Raw genomic sequence first — 21,644 nt, 5'->3', positions numbered from 1 at the left:
CGTAGTCTTCACTTCGAGCGATAATGTAAATAGTCTCATAATAATCATCTGGATCGTTGAGCCAGTAATCGATTAGTCTTTTGCTGTATTTGACCATTGGTTACCGCTTAACCTCCAATTCTTCTAATCAAAAAATATCAAACTTTTAATTAATGTCATAAGCTCCATGCTCCTCTATATTATTGATTTGGGTGACTCACAATCACTCTGAAGTTGTGCTTTCTATCTTACATCAACCAATGTTGTTGGGTTTTACCACCCAACCTACGAGCTTATTCACGCGTTAAAATTCTCATTCGAGCTTTTATCATCTACTTTTCTCGTAGGCTGGCTAGGCCAAGGAAACCCAGCAATAGATATCAAAGATTTAGTCAACATCACAAACTCACCTTACCTTTCGTGTTATTGGTTTGTGTGACTCCACTAAGCACTCTAAAGTTAAGTTTTTTATCTTGCATCAACTAATGATGTTAGGCTTTGCAACCCAACCTATTGAACTACGTTTTTCAAAGCCATCATTCCCAAGATATCTTATCGATCATTTCTTGAGCCTTCTCTACTAATTTATCTTTTAGCTCGATGAATATTGGATTTTTCTTACCAACTTCTTTTGCCACATCACTAACTTTTTTCTTACCTCCAGCGGTCGTTCCTATTTCAACGAGAGTGTCATCTGCTCCATCTTCCCACTTTCTAAACATTCTTTTACGTGTCAAATTGACATCATCGGCAGGATCATACCCAGGATCTTCCTCTTTCATTTTCTTTATGTAAGCTTCTTCTTCTTTTCGCGCTTTATCATCAACTATCTTCCCTCTACCAAACCACGCTTTAACCTTATCTACTAGGTTATATTCTTTCTCTTCTGCAGCATCAACTTGATATGTTTCCAGGTCAGCTTGTTTAGGTTTATGCGTAGTGTTTTCCTGTTCTTGGCCAGCCAATCCCGTAGGATCCCATGCATTAACCGGATTGTTCCCAACATACTCATACAAGTTATAACTCATCGGCTTAAACAAATTAAAATCCCTAGCCGGATCAGGTCTAGTAAACCTAGCACCAACCGGATCGTAATAACGCGCCTTCATATAAATATTTTTTTCATCATTTTCATGACCCGTAAAACCATAGGCACCTCGGTGACGGTCAATATCATTATTAGCGAGCTGTTGACCAAAAGGTGAAAACTCCTGATTGATTTCGCCAAAACGATCCCATTTATTAGCGGGATTACCCATACGATCATTAAACTGATAAGTGATAAATTCATCAGTCGGATTGTCACCCAAGTATTCAGCAGTCACCAAGTTTTCACCGCCCATGGTCAAATAGTTCCGTTTAGCCATAACATAGCCCTCGGTATCCACATCAATTTGAGAAACAATATTGTCACTAGAGTCTCTTAAGCTATAAGAAACGTTTTCTCCATCAAAACTTCGTAGCCGCATACCATTAGCATCATATAAATAGTGTTCGACAACTTTTCGGGTGTACTTTTCCCGAATCAAAACCAAACGACTACCTTTGTCATAAAAATACAGGTACTTTCCATCGTCGGTTAACCGACCACTTGGATCATACTGCCAACCGGCCCGAAAAAACTTTTCAATATATTGAACATTTGCTGTTGGTTGAAAATCTTCTAGTAAACCCGATTGCCCGTGAGTAGGCATTGCGCTTTTTAAATTTCCCTGGTTGTCATAATCATACTCAATCTCATTTTCAACCGTGCCATTTTTGCTAATGATGTAGTTGGTCAACTGTCCCTGCTTACCATATTCATAGGTATAGTTTCCTTTAAATTGACCATCCTTAAATGCACGATCTATATCCACACTTTTCAAATAACTGCGAACGTCATATTTCATATTCGAAGCATGATAGGTTTTCTCAGACGAACTGCCGCAAATCCCTGTTTCTAAAGATTGCTGTTTGAGTCTTCCTAGTCCGTCATACCCTTTTCCTTCGCAACGTCGACCGATGATTGTTTCACCACTATTTTGATCGGTAATCGACGCATAATTGGTTTGATAAATATTTCCTGCTAAATCAAAAACGGAATGTTCAACTAAAGTTTTTCCTTCATAGATTAACCTCTTGGGAATACCTGACGTTGTATATTGATATTCCACTGCTTTTTCATCAGGGTAAGTGACTTTTTCCACTCGGCCAATATTGTCGTAGTCCAGTTTAATGGTAAATTGTCTGGCCTCGGCATTGCCAGAAAGCAATGCCAGTACAGATGTAGCTATTAAAATCTTTAAGCTATTCATATCTAAAATCCTCAATGCTAATTCTCATCAGCCAGCGCTTAGTGCGCCAGCGGCCAGTCACAATGTTCCAAAGATTCATACAGAGGATGATCCGGGTCGTAACACAAACTATTCGGTAACGGCATACTTCTTACCGGAATCGTTTTAAGGACACGGCCTCCCTCTTTGATACTGAGTATCGATAAAGTATCACCATAATCCTGAGGATGATTTCTTATCGTGACTTCTCGACTTTGACCGGGCGCTACAATCACGCTGTTTTGCGAAACAATGAAAGCACCGTTGTTTTCAATCAGAGCAAAATCGCTATAGTCGACCACGGCCTGAAACTCAAGGGAATAAGTCTGAGCTTGATTGGTGTTATTACGTAATACAATCGTCCACTCAGGTGTGTAATTTAAATCCGACGCTGAATGAGGTGGCTTGTAATACTCGGTATAACGGAAATCCATCCAGCCTTTTTCAAGATTGAGCACCGTTAATTCATCCGAAGGTTTTGCATCAATCTGATAGTAAATATTGGATAAGGAATAACGTTTACCGGTTAAAGTATCTTCAATCATTGGCCGGTAATAAGTATGCAGCCAATAATTTGAAGAGGCATTGTAAGTAAATCGATAACCATCACCACTAGTCGTCGGGAATGCCTCAATCGGACCAATGGGATGCAACGCTTTAGTTTGATTCAGATGCTTGAAACGCACGCTACTACTGCTACTACTTCTGCCTCGACTAAATCCTTTGCTTGAGCTTCTCGAATTAGTAATAATTTCGACGGTTTGCGGTGAGAAATTATCGACTCCTGCAACACCCGAGAATTTGCGCTCACCTCGATAGTAAACTGTGAAAGGTTTCGACTGACCGACACTGCCCTTAACCGGATAGCTCTTCACCAATTGACCACCGGCCAAAATTTGCAAGCTGCCATTGAAGTTCCCCTTACCGTCTGCAATAACAGTAACAGGCAGTGTCGCCATACCATACTTAGATAAATAACCCCCTGGAGAATTAACGGCTACACCAACATAATATGCGAAGCTGGCGCCAGATGTTCCTATCGCGCCGTTAGCGGAGCCGGATGACGAAACGTATCTTACATCCAGGTTAAATTGATGGTGAGAATTATTTTTGATTTGAAAGTTAAAGCTGCGTATTTCACTCGACTCAAAACTCCCAAAATCAATTTCCGTTAACACCTGATTATTTTCTGACAAAGTGATTGCACTGTCATAAATATTGGCATAACCAGTCGCGCTTCCCTTAAGCAGCAAACTGTCAACCGGTTGATTGTTGTCTACTCTAAGGAATGTCATTCTGATTTGTTCCGCGTCACTGGTGAGTTTGGGTTCATAATAAGCTCGCAAGCGAATGCGATCGAAACCACCAGCAGCACCGGCTGGTCCCAGACCAAACTGTTCAACCGGCACTTCTTTACCGTTTGCCAGTGCCGTAATTCTGAAAGGGCCATAAACCATTTGTCGTCCAAGCCCATCAGATTCAGTAAGCCTTCGATCAAACTTCAAGTTAGTGGAAACTGTGGATAAGTTGCGCACTTCAAATTCCTGGTAACGCACACTGCCAAATTGAGCCGCAGCGAAGTTCAGCTCGCTTGGTGCGGCGAGTTCAATTTCAACTTCGTCATTTTGCGGTACAAAATAGCGAACCTGAGAGACAACGGTGGTATCTTCAGGAAAAGAGTCTGACGCTGATTCAGGATAATCTAGCTCAAAAGTAATTCGGGTTTCGTCACCAATAGATGCTTGTGGTCCGGCACAGATGTGAAACTCGGTAAATGGTCCCGCATTAACTTCAAGTCGACTTTCTAGTGGCAACTTAGGAAACTCTTCCCAGTCATGACGTCTGAATTTCGACAGGAAGAAAGGCGCATCGACACTGGCGTAAATATCCACACTACCCTGCGGCTTTTCAATTTTCACCGGACGACAAACACCCCAGTTATCCATTTGCAATGCACCGGAAGTTTGTCTTAATGGATTGACTTTCACTTCATAAGTTTCGTTCGGGTAATATTGCGTGGCGATTTTAACCGGACGCACACCGGTTGCAGTAAATTCCTGACATTCTTCAGTCATCGGTTCATCCATGGTCTGAATCGCGACACAGATTTCGCCGCTTTGCTGGCCGATAGCAGGCACTTTAAAATAAAGTCTATCTTCAGCGTAACTTCCTGATGGCGGCAAGCAATAGTAACTGGAACAACCAAAGCCGCCCGATGTGCTGACACGTCCAGCAAACGCACCTTTACCATAAACCACCAATGGAAAAGCGTCTGCTCTGTCTGGATAGTTAAGGTTTTTCAACTTCAGTGGCAGTCTGACTTTTTGTCCTGGTGCGCCTGCAGGGAAAACCGTTGGCTGGGTGTCTTCCCACTCAACCACCGTACCGATATTCAACAACCCATAAGCCGGCAGTTTGATTTCCTGGCGATACTCCTCACAATCAGTCACGATGTTATTGGGGTTTGATGTACCTGCGGCACACTCTTCAATTTTAAAACCACCGTGATATGTTCCTGGATACATGCCATCTGGATCAAACAACGCTTTAATATCACTTTCATCGCCCGGATTCAGCAGCCACCATTGACCCATCGCTGGATTAAACTTGAAGGGGTTATGGCCATCGTCGCTATACGAATAACTGGAGACTCGGTAAGCCAGTTTAAAAGAACCGATATTTTTGATTTTCAGGTCGATCTCTCGCGGCGTAGTCATGGTCGGGACCAAACCAAAGTTTAACAACTCCGGAATTTGGCCATAGGTATCTGTGACCACTGCTTTGGCCATAGCCACACTTTCAGCAGTCAGTTCCACCTGAACCGGCGGATTATCACCATGAGTGAAAATCGCCAGGGCTTTATAAACCCGTTTTGTTGATGGCGCATTAAATTCGAATTTCACACTGCACTGCCAGTTGTAATTTAACGGCGGGCACTGCTCACCTGGCGGTGATTGAAGCCGAAAATATTGTTGATCACCGGCGTATTCATCATTCGGGTGAGACACTAAGGTCACATCAAAACGATACAGGGTCGAATGAGTTTCACTATTTCGTACTCGAACTCGCTCCGTTCCCTTATGTCCTTCATAGATTTGACCAAAATCAACCTGGGTATCCCGCACATGCATGGTTCCACTGTTGAGATTGGGGATCACATTCACCTGAATGGGACGAGTCACTGAAGCAACAGAAGAATTATCCGCCACAAAACGGAGCTCCAGTTGCTGATTAACATCAGGCCCTGCGCTATAGGTCACGGTAATCGGTTGAGTGTCATCCCCTTTCAAACCTGAAAAACGCTGAGTGGAAAGCGTGATGGCTGAGGTATCAGGATTTTCCGTATCAAGGCTTCTCACAATGACGTTACCCGATAGCGCATCATCGCCAGCATTGCGCACACTAATTTCAACGGCACGACTTTCACCATATTGCAAAGTCCCGAAATCTAAATCGCCACTCACACTAATAATCGGCAAGCCTGCTTCAGTGGAAGTACCTTTGACTTTTAGCGGTAAGGTATAAGCACCGCCATTGATTTTAAAGAAGGACTCTTCTTCGAAGCTGGTGATTTCTGCGGGCGCGTGAAATGTGATGGAAAAATTCACCGATTGTCCGGGGATCAGAGTCATTTTATTGGCCGGCGTATCAACAAATTTGGCTTCAAATGGACCAGAGAAAACCGGTAGTTCAACTTCGATATTATCAGTTGCTTCTGCGCTGTAAGTCAGGGTCGAAGTATCGCTTTCGCTCTCCTCGACTGGTGAAGTTAAATCGAACTCTGCTCTGCCAAGTGTCAAGTCATCGAGTCCCGAACCCAACTGAAAATATTCCGTGGGAACTGAGGGCTCATAACCTTTCATGCCATAAACTCGAACTTTGTAGCCGCCATTATCAGCCAGAAATTTTGAACCGCTGATGTCGGCCTGATAGGCATTGTAAACGTCTTTAATCTCTTGCGGCGCTTGAGGATGGCTGTACTGAGAATTAAGCTGTTGGGTAAACGAGCTCGCGTTAATGGTTAACGATGCCGCACTGGTTTCCCACACCAATGGCGGTAAATCAGCCTTACTGAATTCAACCACGTAACTGTCATTGTTACCTGACCAATTAACTTCTAACGACTCGGTATCTCTGCCCAAAAATCCTTCAACTTCCAAGCCGGTCGGCGGCGCAAGCAAATCAGGAATATCAACAAGAATATGAGTCGGTTGATTCAATGAATTAAATGATAAAAATGACACTGAAACTTCGGAACTATCGGGGTTCGCTGTAGCGGATGGTTGTTCTGCAGTCAGTCCTTCGCCATTTCGAGTTTTTAACAACACACCTCGATTCAGATCATAATCGAACCGTTTAATGATAATTTTGTTGTCAGGATCATTTGGCCTCGCATACTCAACTTGCTCAAGCAAGTTTCGACCATTATAAGAGTAATAATAAACTTCCGTTGGTGTGGTGGTTTTCTCCAATAACCCCTTTTCATTATATTCGTTTTTAACGGGTATGTTTTTCAGTTCAGGATGGGTTTCCTCCAGCAAACGATTCATCCAGTCATGTTTCATGGTCCGGATATTTCCGTTGGCATTCACTTCTGTTACCTGAAGAGCATTTTGTCGAGAGTAACCAAGCAAAGTGTATTGAACCGCATCACTTCCCGAACCATCTAATCCGGCTTTCAGCACGCGGCCAAATTCATCAGTAACACTGATTTTTTCTACAAACTTGTCAAGATATTGGGTTCTTTCGGTCGTTGTGAGTTCAAAGTCGTCGTATTCGTAGGTAAAGGAAACATTAATGGTTTCGGGAACTGTCTGACTAGACTCACTATAAAAACTGGTTGTCTGATTTGTGGTTCTACCATAAACATCAATTTCTTTGGTGGTGGTTGTTTTCCCTAGCGGTGATGTTAAATCGTGGGAAGTCAGACTGATCCCTAATACCGGATCATATTCGGTTTCGCTGACATCACCGGCCAGGTTTTGACCATCGCTATTGTCAACAATGTCGTGAGTTCTGACAGGCCGCTTAAACTGATCAAAACAACTGGTGGTCACTTTGCCAGTGGAAGAATTAGTCACTCTGTTGAAAGAGAAAACACCGCTGCTGTCATCGGGACAACTGCCATCTTCATATTCGTACAGTTCAAAAACACCGTAGGGGTTTATTTTAAATTTCAGGCGTAAATTCTCTGGATAATACTCATAAGCTGTTGTGACTTGATTGCTGGTTTCTTTCGTGACTTGCCCAAGAAAATTATATTCCGCAGTTTTTAACACGATGTCATTTTGTTTTACCTGCCCTGCTTGACCAAACTGGTAATTACCGAACTCTGTTTTATCTCCGCCATTTTTGGTTTCGCTACAAAGAAATCCAAAGTGAGTCGTATCGGTACAGCCCGTGTCCAACCCATGATATTGATAAGTCGTTGTATAAGAATCGTTGGGTGTGTGGTAACGAGTGGTTGATACCGGTATCGGATAAAGATCATGATAAGTAGCCTCCAGACGGCCTACCTGCTTTCCTGAATTTATCTGATCGACATTAACATCTGCAAATACTTCGCGCTTTGTTCTTAAGTTGGTGACATAAGGAATTGAAGAATCGAACTCGTCCCCCATAGAAGGATAAAGTGTATCGGCGTTACGATGTTCATGAATATATTGAACTAACTGGTTTCTTGATTTCTTGTCACAACTATCGAAAAAGAGATTCGTGTCTTCGCCGAGAGTTTTTTGACAAAGATAACTCTCAATTCGCCACGGCTGCTTCCAAATATCGACGTTTATAAAAGGATCCGTTGTGACAACTTGTCGCCAGGTGTTGTCGGCAATCTGTTGGCGGTATTGCTGAAGTTTAGCTTTCGCAAATATAGTTCCATTTGCTGCGTTTCCTCCAGCCATTCCTCTTTTCTTCCAATCACCAATATAAGGCCGGTATTTCCAGGTTTCCCACTTCTCCTTACCTTTGTACAACTCCCATCTTGACGTGATCAAACCTTGGAGCATATCGCTCATGCTCCGTCTTGGGTGAAGATTAGTTTCTATAAAATAGGCTGATGCTACCGCATGAGTATTTTCGTTAAATCCTTCCTGCTCAATCGGCAATACATTGTCTTCACAGGTTCCATTAGAAACGGTCATTGTATAAAACGGTGCCCAATCGACAATTTCATTGTCCCAACCGCGATCATCTGCACGGATATGTTCGTCATCATCCAACTGACCATTATTGTTTCTATCACCATATTGAAAATAACAATATTGGTAGTCAATGCCTTGAGTCGAAACTACAGCTGCTCGAATATAAATGTCCTTGAAAATGAAAATGGTATCGCACCATGATTGGTCGTTGGGAGGTCCCGAACACACATTAGAGTTTTGATCGGCCCTGTCAACGGCATAACGCTTATAGGTAACATCGACCCTCTCAAAGTCATCAGACTCAATAGTCTCGATAAAATCGATATGCCCGTGTCTGACATATGAAATTGTATATTTAGTATCCGGGTATTCAGCATCTTCTAACTGTTTAACTTGCCCGTCAGAGCGGTTAAAGGTAACCAGCAACTGCGATTTAGTTCCGTGAAGTAACCTGACATATTTGACGTATTGACTCTGTCCTTCATACTCAAACTTTAATTTCCGACCAAATTGATCTTGAACATAATCAATTTTATTGGTTGTCGTATAAGTGATCCCTTCTTGTGTCGTTTCTCCCTGATAGTGAATAAAAATTTTCTGCCCATTAGCTCGCTGAATTTCGATGGGGTAAAACTCAGCAAAGTAATTCTGGTAGGCCTCGGCATCAAACTCTTCCGCGTTAGGTTTTTCCGACGGAATCGTCTTTTTGACTCTGGGCGCATAAGTGATTATTTCACCATTAGGCTTCGACAAATAATAATAAGCTTTGGTGAAGGCTTTATCAGAATCAGTAGTGATACGCCTGAAATCTCCGTCAATAAAATGAGCATCTAGCTGTGCTGGCCGGCAATTTGGTACGAGTGCGCCTCTGGAACAGATATCGCCATAGTCATTAATCCGCTCCTGGTCTCCAGGCTGAGGCTGCGGGTAATTCATAAAAGTCAAATCGCGAGAAAACTGCGTTTTGCTGCCATTTTCGTAAAGTGCGACTTCCGACCACATAGACCACTTGACCGCTCCGCCCGGTCTGGGTATCACTGACCAGTCAAGAATACCCCTTTGAACAATTAAGCGCCCGTAATCCATCCACCAACTTTCGCCGACATTTGCTCGTTTGGGATCGTCAATCGAGCCATGTCCTTCAGGTAGCGAAATGTATCGAGTATTACCATTAAAATTTCCCGGTATTTCGACTGTGCCTCGACCGCTCAGCTCTTTGGACCCGATCAACCCTGTGGTGCCAGACTCTGTGTTTTCTTCATTCGGCAATTCAGCCACTCGGTTATTAGTCACATAGACAGGCTGTAATCCAAACGCAGCAGGTCCAACCGTCGGCAAATTGGCCTTTACTGTTCCGGTCACATCATTGACCGAAATGCGAGAGGAATAACTTGTAATATTGCCAATAGAGTCTGAGCGCGTTTCAAATATCTGCATCGGTGCATTGATATTATCTTCGTCCGCCGAAGACTGGATTGCCCCCGTCAGGCTCAAAACTCCCAAAATTAAGACAAGATATTTTTTAAATTTCATCGTGTTTCGTCTTCCCTAAAAGATTAAAATTCACACAACTCAGCTCAAACTGAAATGGCTCGTTGTTTTGCGCAAAACTTAATCCAACTCGATTAAAACGCCTATTAAATATCCTTTTAACTTCCTTCACTTTTACTTAACTTTTTATTTTTTCCAATAATATCAATTAGTTGAAAAACACCATTTGCTAGCTAACAAAAATCCTGAATAATGTCTCAGTCCCCTCTCTCCCCTATCTTTTTATCTGAAATACCTGTTATCTGAAACGAAGGTCTGTCTGGTACAATGCCAAAACAATTGAATGGGAAATAATTTCTCGGTGGTTTATCTTAGTTTCAGCAACAGGAATAGTTTTGGCTCAGATTAATTTCGACAATTGGTATTTAGATACAGAGAGAGGCCTCCTTTTCAACGCAACTCTTCAATCTAAGGTTAAGCTCCCCAGAAAAACGCTTCTTGTACTTATCTATCTTATTGATAACACCGGAAAGACAGTCTCGAAACGGGAATTAATCGAGAACGTATGGAAAGGCAATGATTATGTTGGAGATCAGGGTGTCAGTAATGCTTTGTGGCGAATTCGTAAGGCACTTGGTGAAGACTCAACTAGCCCCAGGTATCTGGAAACCATTCCAAAAGTTGGTTACAAATGGAAGATTTTTGCTCAGTATACTTCCACAGAACCTTCACCACTCAAAGCAGATGAAACAGCAGCCTCGCTAACTGATCAGGTGGCTGACAAGACGCAGCAATTCCAGCAATATAATAAAAATTCATTCAAACGTCATTTCAACCGAACAACAATAGCAATAATAAGCCTACTAATGTTTTTGATTATTGGTACCACAATATCGATTTATCGCAAAGACATTAGCAAGCTTACTGGCAGTGCACATCTCATCCATTCCGCATCCAGCAATTATGGGGTTGAGCGCTACCCTGCGATATCCCCCGATGGCAGTAAAATGTTATTCAGTTGGCGACGAGGCGCGCGTAAATCCAGTATCTATATTAAAGAATTGGGCAACATCAAAGCTCCGGTGCAAATAACCGACGACAGTCACGACGATTTTAAACCTGTGTGGTCACCGGACGGAAAATATTTTGCCTTTATCCGTCAAGATAAAGTCGATGTATCCTGTAGTTTAATGGTTCATGATTTAGCAACCAGTGAAGAGTATAAGCTGACTAGCTGTATGCTCATTGCTGATATCGCGTCGCTGAGCTGGTCTCCTGATGGAAAATACCTCGCTTATAATTCTATCAATCTTAAATCTGACAGCAAAACTAAAAAAGAAGTTACAGTTTCCTCAATCAGTATCATTTCACTTGACACTCGAGAAACGCAAGTTGTTGTGGAAAATCCTGGTGACGTGATGGATCTTTATCCAGGCTGGAGTCCCGATAGTAAAAAATTGTATTTTGTCAGGCAAAATGCTCAGGTTAGTCAAGGAATTTACGCTGTTGCTATCACCAACAAAAAATTGAAACCTGTAATGCAAAAAACTGATAAGTTTAAGCGTATTTTCGGGATGAGTATTTCTCCAGATGAAGTTATCTATTTCACAGCTGCGGAAGAGAGTCCTACAAACGCCAAACTTTTTAAACTTCTACCTGGCGAGAGCACCCCAGTAAAACTCGAGGCTTCAAACCAACATGTAATCGACCCAGCGCTAGATGCGAGAAATAATCGACTATATTTTGTCAAACGAGTGGAAGAGTCTCACTTAGGATACATCGACTTAAACACATCGGTTCCAGCGACTAAAGTTCTGCCGCTTGTACAAACTTTCAATTCCGATCTTCAGCCAACATACTGTGAAAAAACTGATAGTATCGTATTTACATCCAATTCTTCGGGTAGCACTAATCTTTGGATGATGTCAGGTGAAAATAATTCCCTCACTCAACTGACACACTATGGGGAAAACAGTGCTATCTTCTGGCCAAATTGTTCAGCCAATGGACGGTACATAGCTTTTACCGGTGCCATACCACAGGTAGAAAAAATTATGGACCTGAAACTTTATGTTTACGATCAAGAGCTTAATACAACCTTTGCACTGGCAAATAACAAGGGCATTTATGCACCATCCTGGAATTTTAACAATTCAGCCATCCTAAGCGTTGACCATGGTCCTGTCCCTCACCTCTGGCTCAATGAGTTTAAAGCACAGGGACATTATAAAAATCTGGAACTAGCATTTATCTACACCAGGGCGGAGCCAACCGGCCAATGGCTGTATGGTTTTAATGACAAAGGCGAAATCTGGCAAATTTCTGCGAATGACTACCAACAAAGAAAAATTATTGAAGCCGAATTGAATATTATGGATTGGGGAAACTGGGTTATCGATGAAAACACTCTGTTTTTCTTAAAACGCGCTCTCGACCATGACGAAATCTACTCACTTGATATAACAACAAATGAGCGAAAATTAATCGCAAAACTGCCCTATCAAACTGTTCATAACCAGGCTAACCTTGCTTACAACTCAAAAGAAAATCAACTAGTTTTGGGGTACTACTTAAAACATATTTCTAGCATTCAATATATCGAATTAAACTAGCTAAGTAAACTTCCCAATACTGGCTCCTTTTATTTTACGTTTATCAGCATTCCTCGACACTTCAGCAATAAGCTAATTGATTTTAACAACGATGGCATGTATACAGTGGTCAAAGATTTTTAGGTATAGATAATAGTTAAGGATTGATTTTTGACATCTGTTAGTTTTGCCAATCAGCAATTAGATGCTGAGAGAGGGATCCTCGTTAACCTCACCGAACAATCAGAAACCAAGTTACCAAGAAAAACTGTTCAAGTATTAACTCATCTGATAAACAACGCCGGAAAAACAATTTCCAAGGCAGAGTTAATTGATGTTGTGTGGGATGGCAATGAATATGTCGGTGACCAGGGAGTCAGCAATGCATTATGGCGGATACGTAAAGCACTTAAGGAAGATGCGGCAAATCCTGTTTACCTGGAAACTATTCCGAAAGTTGGATACAAATGGTTGGTTCCACAGACTAACTTGCTAGCTATTGAAGAAAGCTTGCAACAGCAACCTAACTCAGAAAAAAATTGGAAGAAACAAGTTCATCGCCTCCTATTTCTCTTTGTCATTACTTTTCTGCTCTTGGCAACTGTATTCGTTTTATTTAGCCTGACTAATAAAAATTTGAACGGCGTGTCCGACGATTTAAAAGTTGTTTCCGCATCCAATAATTTTGGGCTAGAGCGCTACCCTGCTATTGCGCCCAATGGCGATCAAATGTTATTTAGTTGGCGTAAAAATTCAGGCAAAGCAAGTATCTTTATTAAACAACCTGATTCCAACAAAGCGCCACGTCAACTAACTGATGATACACATGATGATTTGAAACCAGTGTGGTCCCCTGATGGCGATCATTTCGCGTATTTACGTATGGTAAAAGGAAGCCAGGACTGCAATGTCATGCTCTATCAATTATCTACAGACAAACAGGTAAAACTAGCCCCATGCTTAATCACCCGATTCGGAGCAGCCTCTCTGAGCTGGTCTCCTAGCGGAGAGTTTATTGCCTATAGTTCTGACAAAGATACTATCAGTATTATTAGACCCGACACTTCATCAACGATTTCTCAGATTTCACTGATAGAAAAAACAGGACCCTTTAGTGATTTCTTCCCTACCTGGTCTGCTGATAGCAAAACACTTTATTTCGTCAGGCAAAAATCGATCGAACGACCTGAATTATTTCAAGTTGACATTGATAGTCGCGAGGTAACCCAAACTACCTATAACATCTCTCAAACTCTGGCGAAAATTTATGGGTTGGTGATACTTCCTAACAATGACATATTTCTAACTGGATGGGATAGAGACAACAACAATAGATCGCTTTATCAGCTATCAAAGGACAAAACGAGTTTGCTTGAACTCGGCGTCTCTTGCTGTCAAATGAGCGATCTTGCATTTGATGCTAAACATAATCGACTGTTTTTTGTAAAACGACAAGAACCAAGCCAACTCGGCAGCATTAATTTAAATTCAACTTCAACTGTGACCGAAATTTTCCCCTATCCCCAGACATTTTCGATTGACTTCCAACCCAGTTATTGTGAAGGAACCGACTCGATAATATTTATCTCAAACTCTTCTGGTGGACAAGAAATCTGGCAAATAAAAAATGAAAAGCTCAAACAACTTACTCGCTTCGGTAATGAAAGTATTGCCTTTGCGCCTTCTTGTTCGAAAAGTGGCAGGTATGTCGCTTTTTCAGGTTCGAATTCTGAAATTCGCTCCCATGAGCAAGCAAACAAATTTGCACTTTTTATCTACGATCTAAAATTGAACACCTTGTTCCCTCTGACAAAAGAAAGCAGCATCGAATCGCTATCTCCAAGTTGGAACTTTGATGATTCAGCTATCATTAGCAGCCAGCTGGATAGTAATGGTCACCCATTTTTGTGGACAAATCAATTTAGACAAAATGGAGAACACCAGGCACTAAACCTTCCCTTTATCCACACAAAACCAGGTTCAAATAGTGATTACTTTTTTGCTGCAAATCCATTAGGAGAAATATGGCAAATTGCTACAAACAATTTCAATAATAGAAAACGCCTTGTTCAAGATATGGATAATACTGACTGGGGAAACTGGGATGTCTATGATAACTTTCTGGTTTACTTAAAACGCTATCGAAATGACGAAGCTCCCGCTTATGACAAAATTTATCGGCTTGATTTAAATACTAATGAGACGCAACTTTTAGCTAAGTTTCCTATGGGCACACTTCGGAATCAAAAAAATATGACCATAGACAAACATAACCAACGATTGGTTTTTGCCTACTATTCAAAGCGAGTATCGAGCATTCAATACATAGAATTTGACTAACCTTATATTGATAAATAAGTTAGATATTTAATGACTTCAGGCTTTACCCACAAATTGATGATTCAAACCGCTTTAATGTCTGTTTACATCCAATTTGTTCAAGAGAGCTCATGCGTTTTTCTAATAGTTCGCAAAATTCTTTCGTTCTTTCTTCATCAAACTTTAGCGAACCAGAAATATCAGTCAGCCAGTTTTCAAGACCGACGCATTGAGCAGCCTCGCCTTGCTGTTGACTCAATAATTCTTCAACAAAAGAAGCCGCTTCAACCGGTGTCTGATTATCGTCCCTGGAGCCTCTTTTATTTTCTTGTAAAACGCCTTCGCGATACTTTTCCGCTTTCGCAATAAGCGCGTGGTCAATATGATTGGTAGAACTCTTTAATTTTCGATCAGCTTCAAAACTGATATAGTCGACACCGTCTTCAGGAGGACGAGTGTCAATAACCATTTTTCCTTTCTCGCTCCACTGATAGTATGTGATTTTTTGCTTATGCGCTTTAGCGGATGAGTCTGGTTGGTTAAAAAAATCTTTAACAGTACGTATTGCATCGGTTTCCGTTGCAATAAAAAATACGCACATAAAAATACCGAATACTATGACGGTAAAAATTAAACTTTTGTCACCTGATTTCATTACTTCTCCGGTAGCGATATTCAAAATGGACTTTCAACTCACTTCTATTATTGTCCGACAACTCACATTTTCCTAGCCTGGTTTCTTGCGCCTGAAAGTCACTAGCTTTATTCCGATTTCTTACAATAGCCAGCGTTAATGGATCTAAATATTCCTTAGCTTACTCCGTTCCAAGTAAAATTTCTTGCGACATTCTGCTAAAATTCTAATCAGTATGAGGAGGTATTGCAGTGGTAATATCAATCAGTGCGCCAGGACAGCTTATTAGCTCTCAAACGAATGATACCAGTGTTTCACAGGGAAGTACGGCTGCTTTATCATCGGCGACACTCAATGTTGCAAATAGCCCATCGTCAAATAGCACTTCAGCAAATATATCTGCTAGCACTGTTGGCAACGTGGGAATTACACCTGCTCCAGTCATACAAGTCAATCAGGATGATCAGCTCGAAAGTCCATTTATTGAAATTAATCGCCAAGTCGCTCAAGATAATAATATTAATCAACAATCGTTTGAGCCACCACCGCCCCAGGATTCCACTCTCAATCAATTAAGAGAGCTGACAACAGAGCAACAAGATATACAAAGCCGCCAGGATGCGCTGCAACAACAAGAACAACAAATTGAACGAGAAATAAGTCAATTACAGCAAAAAGAGCTAGAAATTAATCGTAAACGCTTCCAATTACAGCAACAAAGTATTGGTAATTTTATCAACTTTCAAGTTTAAGCTTTCTAAGGAACCTTATAATGCCAATCTCAATTAATACTTCGAATCCAGTCTTAGACACACAAGTTAACAACAACCTGCAGCGTCAAGAACAACAGCAAGAGTTAGAAACGCCAGAGGTAAACGCTGCGACGCCAACGGAAGAAACCGTGACTAATCAGACACCAGCGATCAACGAAACCAATGCTCAAGAGCAGGTTCAAGCGCGCGAACAAAGAGAACAACAACAGGCGGCGGCGAATGAAAGGGAAGAAAGGACAACTGCTGAAGAAACAGTTGGCAGTCAAATCGATGTTCGAGCTTGACTTAGCTCGAACTCATCGCCTTTATCCAGAATCGCTCAATCAACTTGTGGTTGCTATCAAACATGCTTACCATCTGGGTTATCGCTGGAGATTATCGCTTCGCCTTCCTTATCTACCGCAACTATCCGCCTGTCCACCTCACTAATCTGAATTCGAAAACAGCATTATAGTCAGGTGTTAACTTTATTTAACGAGCATGATTTTACACTTTTAGGTGCCTCTAACTAAAACGCAGTTAAAACGATAGTCATAAAAACTTTCGCCCTGAGCAACTATTTGTTCTAATATGATAAAAAACACGAACAAAACCTCTTAAGGATTTGATACAAATGGAAAAATCTGAAAGCCAATGCAAACAGGGAAGCTTGGTAATTGCTGGGTGTGGACTTCATCCAGGCCATATGACGCTTGAGACTCAAAGCCATATTCAGCATGCTGATATCGTTCTGGTGGTTGCGCCAAATGCGCTGTCAGTACAACAAATTCGCGCGTTAAACCCAAATATAGAAAATTTAGGGTTACTTTATAAAGAAGATACTACCCGCCTACAAACCTATTATTTAATGGTCGATAGAATGGAAGAATTGGTGCAGAGCGGAAAAAAGGTGTGCACGATCTACTATGGACACCCTGGCATTTTCGTACTTTCGACCCATATTGCCCGTGATCGGTTGGAGCAACAAGGTTACTCTGTCAAAATGTTGCCCGGTATTTCTGCTGACGCGTGTTTATTCGCTGATTTAAACCTGGACCCTGCAACAACAGGCTGCCAAGCTTATGAATCAACCCAATTTTTATTAACCGCCCGCGATATCGACAACGGCGCAGCATTAATTTTATGGCAAATAGGGCTCGTTGGTGAACATACTTTAAAATTACAACAACCTGGTAAGCGAGGATTATCAGCGATAACACGTTTGCTAATGGAGCACTATCCGTCTGATCATAAGGTTTGTTTGTATGAAGCACCAACCCTGCCCGGTTTTGACCCACGTATTGACTGGATTGAGTTAGAAGACTTACCAGCGGCTTCGGTCAAATCAATAACCACGCTGGTTGTTCCTTCATATTCTGAATTGAACTTTGCCAAAGAAAGGCTCGAATGGTTAGGATTAACCGAAGCAGATTTGTCGGCTTGGGACCAGCCGGTAAAAGATGAAAAAGAAAAAGCGATTAACTAGTCCTGGAGATTTACATTTTTAACTACTTAATTAAAGAGGAAATATGTATGGATAAATTAAGTCAATTTTATCTCGACTTATCAACTGATGCTTCTAAGCTAGAATTATTTAACAGCGGAAAGACAGTTGAAGAAGTCGCCGAAAATAGGAAAAAAATACTTTCCAAGGCGGGCATTAAAGAAAGTGACGAAATCATATCCTTAACTCAGAGTCAGCTCAAAGACTTGATGGCTAAGAAGCTTAGTTCGGTTTCTAGTGATTGGAGCAATTTGGAAAAAAGTGCCACTAATGGACAAAATACGAACACGACTAATACCGACAATAACGTGAGCTTAATAGGTCTCAGACGAAGTCATTAATATTTATGAAATCAGTCAGTATCAAGCTCGCCAGCTACTTAATTCTGGCGAGCTTTGTTTTTATTAGCACGCTAAGCCCGGCGAGAGTTCCCAGCTTCTCTTCAAACCAGTCCAGTGATGTTCAACCGGATAGCCTTGATGGTAAATGGTTCGCAAACCAGGTGAAAGAGCACGCGCGAAATGATCCTGCGACCGCGGTCAATATTGCCGAAACAGCGCTCAGATATTTCGAGAAATCGCCGGATGCTGTTTCAAAAGCGACAGTATTAAATGAGTCTTCTTATGCACTCTATTTTCTTGGTCGCTACACAGAGGCGATGCAACGTGCCAAGAATGCCGAAGTCCATGCAAAAAACAACCAACTCGAAGGTGCCACTGCTCGTTCAAAAGTGTTACAGGGTAACGTTTTTCAAGCTATCGGAGTATATGATGAGGCATTATCACATTATCAGGAAGCGGCTTCTTACTATCGCCAACAAAACAATAAAATTTTTCTCGGCCGAGTATTCAACAATATCGCCAATACCTACCTTCATGCTGCAAAACCCTATGCTGCGTTAGATTTTTATCGACAGTCCGGGGAAATTGCAACAACAGACAGAGATCAGGCTAAGATGTATTTGGGTTTTGCAAACACTTATGAAGTGCTTGGAGAACCTGAAAATGCAATTCAAAACTTCTATAAAGCCTTAGAACTTTATAAGAAAACTAATGACCAGTTGGGGCAAGAACTTGTTTCCAGAGGATTGGGTTATAGCCTGTTAGAACAAGGTAAACCAAAGGAAGCTATCGAATTATTCGAACAAACGCTGATATCTGCGAAAAAAGGCAATCGCCTGTTTCGCGAAGCCAACACTTTGCACTTAAAAGCAAGAGCATTGCTTGAACTAGGTGACTTTGAATTGGCGCTCACTGACGTAGACCGATCAATTAAATTAGCACTTGAAACTGATGACAAGGAAAATCAGAAACTGGGGTATCGTATGAAATCTCAGATTTTAGAGGAGCTTGGTAAGCACTCTCAGGCACTCGAATTATATAAAACAGCAGTAATGATCGAGAGAGATTTTATCAACTCAAGGGCAAATACCCAGTTGTCAGTGATGCAAGCAAAGTTTGATCTCGAAAAGAAGAATCATCAAATTGATTTGCTTCAGTCAGAAAATGCGCTGCAACTATTAAAAATTGAACAACAACGCGTTATTTCCCTGGCCGTTATCGGTAGCTTGCTGTTTGCCGCCGCAATTATTTTCTTTCTATTTTACCGGCGAACTCAACGAAAATTATTACTCGATCATAAGCAAGTCAGCGAGCGGTTAAAGGAGCTCGACAAAGTCAAAAACCAGGTCATGGCGAACACTTCTCACGAACTGCGTACGCCGCTCAACGGCATCATCGGTATGACCCAGGTGTTACTCGATGAATCGAACGAAGGGCTTTCTGAAGAAAATGCAGATTACATTAAAGTTATCGAAAATTGCGGCCAACGCCTATTGAGTCTTGTGCAGGACATTACTGACTTCTCACAATTACAAGCTGGCAAATTAAAACTCAAAGTGACTGCGGTTGATTTAGAAACGGTTGTCGAGCAGGTCTACTCTTTGTTGGCTCAACTCGCTGGACAAAAAGGTCTCGAACTAAAAACTCAACTACCACTGGCACTACCGCCAGTTTCAGCCGATCCTGAAAGATTAAACCAAGTGCTGCTCAATCTAGTCGGTAATTCAATAAAATTCAGTGACAAAGGCAGCATTTATATTATTGCAAAGAAAGTTGACGCTGAAATTAAAATAACGATTAAAGACCAGGGAATTGGGATCCCTGAAGAAGAGTTACTCCATATTTTTGAGCCTTTTGAACAAGTGGACGGCAGTTCTACTCGCACCAATGAAGGCTCTGGATTAGGCCTGCCGATCACCCGTGAGTTGCTCCACTTACATAACAGCATTTTAGAAGTTAATTCAATATTGGGCGTGGGTACTGAGTTTTCGTTTAGCTTAGCAATTGCAGAATATAATTAAGATAAAAACATACTTAGCGTTAAGATACGTCGAGGATAAAAGTCATCGCCATAAACATCAATTGAAACAAATTTGTTCGCAAAACTAAAACCATTTTCACTCCATTCAAGTTATTATCAAATTCATTGCGATAAATCAGGATCATTTGATGTGTATTTTGTTTACAGCGATTAGACAACATCCACAATTTCCACTTATTATTTGCGCCAACAGAGATGAATCTCATAGCCGCCCTACTCGCCTGGCGAGCTTTTGGCCTGATCGACCTTACTTATTGGCCGGCAAAGATTTGCAAGCCGGCGGAAGTTGGTTTGGGGTCAATAATGGAGGGGAATTTGCTGCGGTCACCAATATCAGAAATGGACAAGCTCAAGATCCAGATAAGCGTTCAAGGGGCGATCTGATCACGCTGGCATTAGAACCAGATTCTCCCATTAATCAAACCTGGTTGGCCGAACATGGACACACATTTAATCCATTTAACTTAATTTATGGTAACCATAAAACGCTTTATTGTTTTAATAGTGTCACTCAAACTCACACTTTCCTCGACTCAGGTTTTCATTCTGTTTCCAATGGTGCCATTGACGATATTTGGCCCAAGATGGCTAAAGGAACTTGTCAACTTAAATCCTTAGTTGAAAAAAGCGACAAGCTGGATTCAACGGAACAAATTCCCTTCGATCAGTTATTCGAAATATTAAAAGATCAATCAAAACCAGAAACTAATTTGCTGCCGGACACAGGGATCCCATTAGAATGGGAAAAACGCCTGTCTTCTATTTTTATTACTGGAAAAGAATACGGCACACGCTCCAGCACCCTGGTATTGATAGACACGAATAATAAGCTCACTTTTGTTGAGCGCAGTTTTACACCAGAAGGAACAGTAGAAAAGGAAAGTCATTTTTTGTTTGAGTTCTAAAGTACGCGTTGTAGAACTAATTATTCTTTTATTTTAGTCTTTCAAGATGTTTACTTACAGAAGTAACTAACTGACTAATTGACTCAGAGACCATACGATTTGAATTTTTATCTTCCATAATTGATGACCAGTTCTCTGACCACACCAACTTTAAATTAGCAGCTCTATTTTGAATTTCTTCGGACATTAATCGCGAGAGCGACAAGATCAAATTAACGCGAACCCAACCTTGAATTGGGTCAAATTGTGCAGAGTCGGAAAAGGTCGCCTGGTCAACTAACAGTTGAAAGTGAGCAGCTTCTCGCATAATTTCAAATCCAGCAGCTCGATGGTTTCGATTATCTTCAGAAATTTCATTACGCCAGGAGGTATAACTTAAAGCTGAAATCGCAACGATGAGACTAATCAGTGCTAATAAGTTCTGTTGTATCTGCTTACCGATTGTAGATGGCTTCATTTAACTTTCCGGTTTAAACGAATGTGACAGTTAGTTTAGTTGATTTAGTTTGCTATCGCGCCTTGATCCAAGAGGAATATAGCTGAATCAATACATTAACAAAATCAACTCAGGTCAAATATTAGATGCCTCAATAGCCGTTTTGTTACCTGAACACAAAAAAGGAGCCGAAGCT

General features: G+C 41.3%; 13 protein-coding genes. 9 read left to right on the top strand and 4 right to left on the bottom strand.

Features of this window, described 5'->3' with window-relative positions; all coding sequences use genetic code 11:
* Positions 1–515: 515 nt before the first annotated feature.
* Both FLL46_RS17950 and FLL46_RS17945 read right to left on the bottom strand, forming a co-directional pair.
* Positions 516–2,273: an RHS repeat domain-containing protein gene (locus tag FLL46_RS17950; protein WP_142932728.1), complete on the bottom strand. Its 1,758-nt coding sequence runs from the start codon at positions 2,271–2,273 to the stop codon at positions 516–518.
* Positions 2,274–2,311: 38 nt separating this feature from the next.
* The gene (locus FLL46_RS17945; protein ID WP_142932727.1) at positions 2,312–9,967 is read right to left on the bottom strand and encodes a COG1470 family protein; all 7,656 of its coding nucleotides are present in this window, start codon (positions 9,965–9,967) and stop codon (positions 2,312–2,314) included.
* Positions 9,968–10,320: 353 nt separating this feature from the next.
* Between FLL46_RS17945 and FLL46_RS17940 the strand changes: the two genes are divergently transcribed.
* Positions 10,321–12,537 carry a winged helix-turn-helix domain-containing protein gene (locus FLL46_RS17940; RefSeq protein WP_142932726.1) on the top strand — a complete coding sequence of 739 codons (2,217 nt, stop codon included), beginning with the start codon at positions 10,321–10,323 and terminating at the stop codon, positions 12,535–12,537.
* Between the two features lie 150 nt (positions 12,538–12,687).
* Positions 12,688–14,856 (top strand): winged helix-turn-helix domain-containing protein, encoded by a 2,169-nt coding sequence (locus FLL46_RS17935; RefSeq protein WP_142932725.1) that lies wholly within the window; start codon positions 12,688–12,690, stop codon positions 14,854–14,856.
* A gap of 43 nt (positions 14,857–14,899) precedes the next feature.
* On the opposite strand, the gene FLL46_RS17930 is transcribed toward FLL46_RS17935, so the two are convergent.
* Positions 14,900–15,490, bottom strand: coding sequence for a hypothetical protein (locus FLL46_RS17930; RefSeq protein ID WP_142932724.1), 591 nt, complete (start codon positions 15,488–15,490; stop codon positions 14,900–14,902).
* 230 nt (positions 15,491–15,720) lie between these two features.
* Between FLL46_RS17930 and FLL46_RS17925 the strand changes: the two genes are divergently transcribed.
* The 7 genes from FLL46_RS17925 (at position 15,721) to FLL46_RS17900 (ending at position 21,012) form a co-directional block, all read left to right on the top strand.
* On the top strand, positions 15,721–16,221 hold the full coding sequence (locus tag FLL46_RS17925) for a hypothetical protein (protein WP_142932723.1): 501 nt from the start codon (positions 15,721–15,723) through the stop codon (positions 16,219–16,221).
* A 20-nt stretch (positions 16,222–16,241) separates the two neighbouring features.
* The gene (locus FLL46_RS17920) at positions 16,242–16,526 is read left to right on the top strand and encodes a hypothetical protein (RefSeq protein ID WP_142932722.1); all 285 of its coding nucleotides are present in this window, start codon (positions 16,242–16,244) and stop codon (positions 16,524–16,526) included.
* Positions 16,513–16,671: a hypothetical protein gene (locus FLL46_RS27055; RefSeq protein ID WP_168204224.1), complete on the top strand. Its 159-nt coding sequence runs from the start codon at positions 16,513–16,515 to the stop codon at positions 16,669–16,671. The genes FLL46_RS17920 and FLL46_RS27055 overlap by 14 nt, the downstream gene beginning before the upstream one ends.
* A gap of 184 nt (positions 16,672–16,855) precedes the next feature.
* Positions 16,856–17,707 (top strand): SAM-dependent methyltransferase, encoded by an 852-nt coding sequence (locus FLL46_RS17915; RefSeq protein ID WP_142932721.1) that lies wholly within the window; start codon positions 16,856–16,858, stop codon positions 17,705–17,707.
* A 47-nt stretch (positions 17,708–17,754) separates the two neighbouring features.
* A complete protein-coding gene (locus FLL46_RS17910) occupies positions 17,755–18,066 on the top strand; it encodes a hypothetical protein (RefSeq protein WP_142932720.1) in 312 nt (103 codons plus the stop codon).
* Positions 18,067–18,071: 5 nt separating this feature from the next.
* On the top strand, positions 18,072–20,087 hold the full coding sequence (locus tag FLL46_RS17905; RefSeq protein ID WP_142932719.1) for a tetratricopeptide repeat protein: 2,016 nt from the start codon (positions 18,072–18,074) through the stop codon (positions 20,085–20,087).
* 148 nt (positions 20,088–20,235) lie between these two features.
* Entirely contained in the window at positions 20,236–21,012 is a 777-nt protein-coding gene (locus FLL46_RS17900; RefSeq protein WP_142932718.1) for an NRDE family protein, read from the top strand.
* 28 nt (positions 21,013–21,040) lie between these two features.
* Here the strand turns inward: FLL46_RS17900 and FLL46_RS17895 are convergent, their stop codons facing one another.
* Complete coding sequence (locus FLL46_RS17895) at positions 21,041–21,469, bottom strand: hypothetical protein (RefSeq protein WP_142932717.1); 429 nt, start codon at positions 21,467–21,469, stop codon at positions 21,041–21,043.
* Between the last annotated feature and the right edge of the window lie 175 nt (positions 21,470–21,644).

Origin of the sequence: Aliikangiella coralliicola, from assembly GCF_007004725.1 — a bacterium.
Lineage (GTDB): Bacteria > Pseudomonadota > Gammaproteobacteria > Enterobacterales > Kangiellaceae > Aliikangiella > Aliikangiella coralliicola.
This window is presented reverse-complemented; position numbering and strand designations above follow the sequence as displayed.

What these genes read in the sequence shown, in the direction of transcription:
- FLL46_RS17900 (WP_142932718.1), top strand. Translation starts at nt 20,236, where the DNA reads ATGTGTATTTTGTTTACAGCGATTAGACAACATCCACAATTTCCACTT.
- FLL46_RS17895 (WP_142932717.1), bottom strand. Translation starts at nt 21,469, where the DNA reads ATGAAGCCATCTACAATCGGTAAGCAGATACAACAGAACTTATTAGCA.
- FLL46_RS17905 (WP_142932719.1), top strand. Translation starts at nt 18,072, where the DNA reads ATGAAATCAGTCAGTATCAAGCTCGCCAGCTACTTAATTCTGGCGAGC.
- FLL46_RS17930 (WP_142932724.1), bottom strand. Translation starts at nt 15,490, where the DNA reads ATGAAATCAGGTGACAAAAGTTTAATTTTTACCGTCATAGTATTCGGT.
- FLL46_RS17910 (WP_142932720.1), top strand. Translation starts at nt 17,755, where the DNA reads ATGGATAAATTAAGTCAATTTTATCTCGACTTATCAACTGATGCTTCT.
- FLL46_RS17920 (WP_142932722.1), top strand. Translation starts at nt 16,242, where the DNA reads ATGCCAATCTCAATTAATACTTCGAATCCAGTCTTAGACACACAAGTT.
- FLL46_RS17915 (WP_142932721.1), top strand. Translation starts at nt 16,856, where the DNA reads ATGGAAAAATCTGAAAGCCAATGCAAACAGGGAAGCTTGGTAATTGCT.
- FLL46_RS17945 (WP_142932727.1), bottom strand. Translation starts at nt 9,967, where the DNA reads ATGAAATTTAAAAAATATCTTGTCTTAATTTTGGGAGTTTTGAGCCTG.
- FLL46_RS27055 (WP_168204224.1), top strand. Translation starts at nt 16,513, where the DNA reads ATGTTCGAGCTTGACTTAGCTCGAACTCATCGCCTTTATCCAGAATCG.
- FLL46_RS17950 (WP_142932728.1), bottom strand. Translation starts at nt 2,273, where the DNA reads ATGAATAGCTTAAAGATTTTAATAGCTACATCTGTACTGGCATTGCTT.